Origin of the sequence: Azospirillum sp. TSO35-2 (genome assembly GCF_003116095.1) — a bacterium.
In the GTDB taxonomy this organism is placed as follows: Bacteria; Pseudomonadota; Alphaproteobacteria; order Azospirillales; family Azospirillaceae; genus Azospirillum.
The window spans coordinates 626,415-632,794 of the sequence record NZ_LGRA01000022.1; the positions used below are offsets into that span (position 1 = coordinate 626,415).

Sequence of the window (6,380 nt, forward strand, 5' to 3'; positions counted from 1 at the left end):
ACCGAGCATCCGCGCCTCACTTGCCTTGGGTTGCGACCGTCACCCGGTTCATGAACAGCTCCGGCTGGCCTTCCACGATCAGCGGCAGGTTGTCGGACACGGCGTCGAGCAGCGGGTCGATCCAGTCCCGGTCGGCCTTGGCGAAGTCGTGCAGGACATAGCCGCTGACCAGGTCCTTGTTGCCGGGATGGCCGATGCCGAGGCGGATGCGCCAGTATTCCTTGCCGATGTGGGCGTCGATGGAGCGTAGGCCGTTGTGGCCGCCATGGCCGCCGCCCTTCTTCACGCGGATCTTGCCGGGGGGCAGGTCCAGCTCGTCGTGGATGACGACGACGTTCTCGGGCTTCAGCTTGAAGAATTGCAGGGCCGCCACCACCGACTGGCCGGACAGGTTCATGAAGGTGCCGGGTTCCAGCGCCAGGACCTTGTCGCCGGCGACGGTGCCCTCGGCGGTCTGGCCCTGGAAACGCTTCTTCCATGGCGTGAAGCGGTGGCGCTGGGCGATGGTCTCCGCCGCCATGAAACCGATGTTGTGACGGTTGCGGGCATACTCGTTGCCGGGGTTGCCCAGTCCGACCAGAAGCAGCATGTCCCTTACCCCACGGAAAGCGCTCTCCACAAACGAAGCGGGGGGCCGAAGCCCCCCACCGTAACCATCGTCGAAGGACGAACGCTCCGTTAGGCGGCGGCGCCCTCTTCCGACTTCAGGCCCGACGGCGCCACGATCGTCGCGATGGTGAAGTCGCGGTCGGCGATCGTCGAGGTGACGCCTTCCGGCAGCTTGACCGCCGAGATGTGGATCGAGTCGCCGACGTCGAAGCCCTCGCACGAGATGGTGATGTGCTCGGGGATGCTGTCGGCCGGGCAGCTCAGCTCCAACTCGTGACGGACGATGTTCAGGACACCGCCGCGCTTCAGGCCGGCCGACTTGTCCTGATCGACGAACTCGACCGGAACCTGCACGTTGATGCGGGTGTCGGAGGACACGCGCAGGAAGTCGACGTGCAGCGGGAGATCGCTCACCGGGTGGAGCTGCACGTCGCGCGGCAGCACGCGATGGGCGGCACCGTCGACGGTCACTTCGAACAGGTGGGTGAAGAAGCCCGGCTGATGCAGGACGCGGGTGAACTCGAACTTCTCGAGCGAAATGGTCAGGGGTGCCTGCTTGCCACCATAGATGACGGCCGGAATACGGCCATCACGGCGGGTCTGGCGGGCGGTCCCCTTGCCGGCCCGTTCGCGCGTCTCAGCGCCGAGCGGAATGATCTTGGTCATGACGATGCTCCAAAACGAAAAGGGCGCCGGCCTCCAGGGGTGCCGACGCGTGCGCGGCGTGCTTACGGCAAACGGCGGGGCGCGTCAAGGACCATGCGAACAGAACATTTGGAACACCATGAAACACGGCCCGGCACCCTGTTCCACTGTTCCATCCACCCGACCCCCCGACCGCCTCCAGTCTACCACGGCGGGCGGGATGCGGCGGCGTTATCGTCCAACTGGCCGCCCCGGGGACAACCCCCGGCTACAGCCCCGCCGGGGTCGGGCGGGTGTCGGCGGTGTGGGTGGCGCCCTGGTCGATCAGCGGCTGCAACGCCGGGGCGAGGCTCTTCAGCAGTTGGGCGGGCAGGGCGCTGGTGAAGCGGTAGTCGTCGGCCTCCGGCCCGTGGACGAAGGCGGTCATGGTGCCGAAGAAGCGGTCGCCGATGTAGAACACGAAGGTCGCGGTGCGGTTGACCGCCTTCGATTCCAGCAGGACGCCGCCCGGCCCCCAGCGGTCGAGCCGGTGGTCGCCGGTGCCGGTCTTGCCGCCCATCGGGATCGGCGCGCCGGAGGCGTCCTTGAAGGCGCCCCACACCCGCTTGGCGGTGCCGTTCTGCGCCACGTCCATCAGGGCGCGGCGGATGGTGGCGCAGACCTCCGGATGCAGCACGCGCCGGCCTTCCAGCGGACCCAGCCCGAGCCGGGCCTCGTAGGGCGTGCCGGCGGCGAAATGCAGCGAGCGGATCTTCACGGTGGGCTGGCGCACCCCGTCGTTCAGGATCAGCCCCATCAGCTCGGCCAGCGCCGCCGGACGGTCGGCCGAGCTGCCGATCGCGGTGGCCAGCGACGGCACCAGCGTGTCGAACGGGTAGCCGACGCTGTGCCACTGGTCGGTGATGCGCTTGAACGCCTCCTCCTCCAGGCCGATGCGGATCCGGGTGTTCTGCGCCGCCATGCCCTTCTTGAACAGCCAGCGGTAGCTTTCCTGGCGTTCGTCGGCGCTGGCGGCCAGCACCTCGGCGCGCTTGGCGTCGGGATGCTGCTGGAGATAGGCGACCAGCCACAGCTCCAGCGGATGGACGCGGGCGAGGTAGCCGAGGTCGTTCAGCGGGAAGCGGTCCGGCCCGTATTTGGCGTAGAGCGCCGACAGCTCGCCGTCCGACAGCGACGCCCCCGGCAGCCGGCCGCGCAGGAAGGCGGAGAACTCGGCCAGCCCGGCCTTCGGCCGCACACTGCGGAAGATCACCGCCAGCCGGTGCGGCACCGGGCGGGACCGGCTGGCCAGCCGGGCCAGCGCCTCGTCCGGGGTCCGCTTGCGGTAGTCGTTGTAGAAGCGGTTGAGGAAGTCCGACCCCTCGCGGTCGGCGAACCGCTCCAGATAGGCCTGGCGGGCGGGGTGGTCGGGGCTGCGCAGGATGTCGATGCCGTCGTCCGCCCCGTCGGCGGTGTAGAACTGCACGATGTCGCGCATCAGCCGGATGAAGGGCAGGTTGACGCTGTTGCGCAGGGCGTCCTGCACCGTCAGGATGCGGCCGTTGTCGTCCTTGTTGAAGTTCACGAAGGCGTGCTGGCCGCCGCCGGTGAAGAACACCTCGCCCGGGTTGGCGGAATAGCGCCGCTCCATCGCCGCACTGAGCATCGCCGGCAGGCCGCGGTCGGGGGTGGTCGCCAGCCAGCTCGTCGCCCAGCGCGTCAGGGTGTCCGACGCCTCGTCCTCGACATCGCCCAGCAGCTCCTTGGGCAGGTGGGCGTAGCGGCTGTGCAGCTCCGTCACGATCTCAAGGTAGGTGACCAGCGTGCGCAGCTTGGCGGTGGAGCCGAGGTCGAGCTTCGCCCCCTCGTTGATGTCGAGCGGCTGGTCGAGGTTGTCGGCCTGGACGCGCAGGTAGTTGGCCTCCGGCCCGCGCTCGAACAGGGTGATGGAGTAGACGATCTTCGACAGGTCGTTGGTGCGGGCGTCCAGCAGCCGCTCGCCGGTCAGCCCCAGCGTGCGGGCGTAGGCGGGATCGTTCAGCCGCCCCAGCACCTCGACCACCCGGGCCTGCGTCGCCGAATCGAGCGTCGATTGCGCGGTGAGGTCGATGCGGTCGAGCTGGTACAGGCTGGGCACCCCCAGCATGGCCAGCAGCCGGGCGCGGATGGCGTTGGTCGCCTTCTGCTCGACGAAGGAGGTGGCGGGGGTCGGCGGCGCGTCGTCGCGGAAGGCCAGCGGCAGGGCCAGCGCGGCGTCGCGCAGCGCCGGGTCGATCACCCCGGCCTGGGCCAGCGCCCGCAGATGGGCGTCGGCCAGCCGATCGAGCGCCGCCCGGTCCTGGATCAGGTAATGCGACGGCCGGCGCTGGGCCAGCAGCAGCGCCAGCACCTGCTTGTAGGCCAGCGCCTTCAGCCGCAGGCCGCGGGCGTCGGCCGCCGGTTCGCTCAGCACGCGGCGGGCGATCGGCAGGTCGGTGCCGAACCACGCCCACAACCCGTCGCCCAGCCCGTTCACCTCGCCATAGCCCGGTCGGGCGGTCAGCGGGGTGGAGTTCAGGTAATCGACCAGGATGCGCCGCCGCGCCTCGGTCGTGTCCTCGCCGTCGCGGTAGGCGCGGACGCTGGCCGACACCATCTGGCGCAGCTTCTCCACCCCGCCGGTGGTCTGGCCGTCGGGCGAGTGGCGGTACTTCTCGATCTGGGTGGCGAGCGTCGAGCCGCCGGGCGAGCGCTGCCCGGGACGTAGGACATGCACCGGCAGCATGGCGACCGCGGCGGCGAAGCGGTCCCACTCCACCGCCGGGTTGCGGCGCGGCTGGTCGTCGTTCAGCAGCTCGCGGTTCTCGATGAACAGCAGGGTGTCGGCGACCAGCTTCGGCACGTCGTCGAAACCGGCGAACACCCGTTCCGGGTAGCGCGCCGCGTACATGGTGGTGCCGTTGCGGTCGAGCAGCGTCAGCCCGGCCTGGGTCTTTTCCCGGTAGATCGGAAAGCCGCCGCCGGCCATGAAGCGGTCGAGCGCCGGCGACAGCACCGCCTGCTCCTCCACGGCGTAGAGGTCGTGGGTCAGCGCGCCGAGGTAGCCGGGCAGGGCGGTGTAGCCCAGCCGCTCGTTGTAGGGGCCTTGCCTGGGGTAGCGCGCCGCCGGGTTGGGACCCTCGCGCAGGGTGACGGTCATCGACTGGGCAAGGCCGGACAGCAGCCGCGCCTGGAGCCGCGAGGTCCGCGTCTCCTGCCAGCCGGCGTAGCCGACCGCGGCCACGGTGACGGCCAAGGCGGCGCCGATCGCCGTCCGCCGCACCCACGTGCCCGCCCGCGCCCAGCCCTGGACCGAACCTTGCGCCATGCCGCCCTGCGCCATGCCGGATGTACGCCCCCTACCACCCGGCCGAAACGGCCGGTTTCGGTCGGGACAGTAGGGGTGTTTTGGTTAATATGGGTTTAAGGAGGGTTGGTTCACCCCTCCAGCAGCGCCTTTGCCCGGGTCGCCAGCTCGGCCAGCGGGACCTCGACCTGCTCGCCCTTGACCAGATGCTTCAGCGTCGCGGTGCCGCGGGCCTTTTCGTCGGAGCCCATCAGCAGGACGACCGGGATGCCGGCGCGGTCGGCGTATTTCATCTGCTTGGCGATCTTGCCGCCGTCGAGCTGGATTTCCGTGTTCAGGCCGGCGGCGCGCAGCTCGCTGGCCATGCGGAAATAATCGGCCGACAGCGCCGGGTCGAGCTGGGTCACCAGCACCTGGGCGGTGGGGGCGGCGTCCTTGATCAGGCCGGCGTCCATCAGCTGGTAGAACAGGCGGGTGGCGCCGATCGAGATGCCGACGCCCGGCAGCTTCGACTTGGTGTAGTGGCTGGCGAGATTCTCGTAGCGCCCGCCGGAGCAGACCGAGCCGATGCCGGGATGGTCGTTCAGGAAGGTCTCGTAGACGGTGCCGGTGTAGTAGTCCAGGCCGCGGGCGATGGCGAGGTTGATGCGCACCGCGTCGTCCGGCACCTGGAAATCGCGCAGGCCGTCGATGACGGTGGTCAACTCGGCCACGCCCTCGCGGAAGATGGCGTTCTCGATGTCGAGCGCGCCCAGGGCGGCCAGCGTCTCGGCGTTGGTGCCGGTCATGGCGATCAGCGACAGGATGGTGTCGGCGGCGTGTTCGCTGACGTTCAGGCCGATCAGGCTGGCCCGCACCTTGTCGTGGCCGATCTTGTCGAGCTTGTCGATCTCGCGCAGCACCAGGGCGCGGGTGTCGGCGTCGGCGACGCCCAGACCGTCGAGCAGGCCCAGCAGGATCTTGCGGTTGTTCACGTTGATGGTGAAGCCGCCGAAGTTCAGCTCGGTGAAGACATGGTGGATCACCGCCGGGATCTCGGCGTCGTAATGGGCCGACAGGCTGTCCTTGCCGATGACGTCGATGTCGCACTGGTAGAACTCGCGGAAGCGGCCGCGCTGCGCCCGCTCGCCGCGGTAGACCCGCTGGATCTGGTAGCGGCGGAACGGGAAGGCGAGGTCGCGCTCATGCTCCGCCACGTAGCGGGCGAGCGGCACCGTCAGGTCGAAGCGCAGCGCCAGTTCCGGCTTGTTGCCCTGCTGGATGGCGCCGGTCGACTGCACGAAATAGACCTGCTTCTCCGTCTCGCCGCCCGACTTGGTCAGCAGCGTCTCCACCGTTTCGAACACCGGGGTTTCGACGGGGACGAAGCCGAAGCGCTCGTAACCGCGGCGGATGGTGTCCAGCATGCGCTGGAACGCCACCTGCTGGCGCGGCAGCAGTTCCATCGTTCCGGGCGGGGTGCGGGGCGTGATCAGGCTCATCGGATAGGGTCCGGCTGGAAAGGAAAAGCGCGCATTTTCTAGACCCTTTCGCCGGCCCCGTCACCTGCGGGCAAAGAATTTTCACGGCCGGGCGATTTTTTTTGGAAGGGCGTGGAATGGACCGGGGGTCGGCCACGTTCATCTAAGCACGATCCCGCACCGCGGATCGCTCACCGAAATGGAGAAATCCTATGTCCGGCACCGTCTTTGGGTCGCGTATCCGCTCGTCCGTTTCGACCTTTGCGTTTGCCGCCTTGATGGCGACGGCCCCCGTTCTGGCGGCCGGCGTCGCCGGCGCCGCAACGGTCGTTCCGGCCAGCCCGGCCGCGACCGCCCCCGCC

4 protein-coding genes are annotated in these 6,380 nt (G+C 69.1%); all 4 read right to left on the bottom strand.

Annotation, left to right across the window (positions count from 1 at the left end):
- Positions 1-16: 16 nt before the first annotated feature.
- The 4 genes from pth to hisS all read right to left on the bottom strand — a co-directional run bounded on the left by pth (position 17) and on the right by hisS (position 6,039).
- Positions 17-589 (bottom strand): aminoacyl-tRNA hydrolase, encoded by a 573-nt coding sequence (pth, locus tag TSO352_RS32765; RefSeq protein ID WP_109111434.1) that lies wholly within the window; start codon positions 587-589, stop codon positions 17-19.
- Positions 590-678: 89 nt separating this feature from the next.
- Positions 679-1,275: a 50S ribosomal protein L25/general stress protein Ctc gene (locus tag TSO352_RS32770; RefSeq protein ID WP_109111435.1), complete on the bottom strand. Its 597-nt coding sequence runs from the start codon at positions 1,273-1,275 to the stop codon at positions 679-681.
- A 247-nt stretch (positions 1,276-1,522) separates the two neighbouring features.
- Positions 1,523-4,579, bottom strand: a complete 3,057-nt coding sequence (locus TSO352_RS32775) for a transglycosylase domain-containing protein (protein WP_109111494.1) — start codon at positions 4,577-4,579, stop codon at positions 1,523-1,525.
- Positions 4,580-4,689: 110 nt separating this feature from the next.
- The gene (gene hisS / locus TSO352_RS32780; RefSeq protein WP_109111436.1) at positions 4,690-6,039 is read right to left on the bottom strand and encodes a histidine--tRNA ligase; all 1,350 of its coding nucleotides are present in this window, start codon (positions 6,037-6,039) and stop codon (positions 4,690-4,692) included.
- Positions 6,040-6,380: the final 341 nt, after the last annotated feature.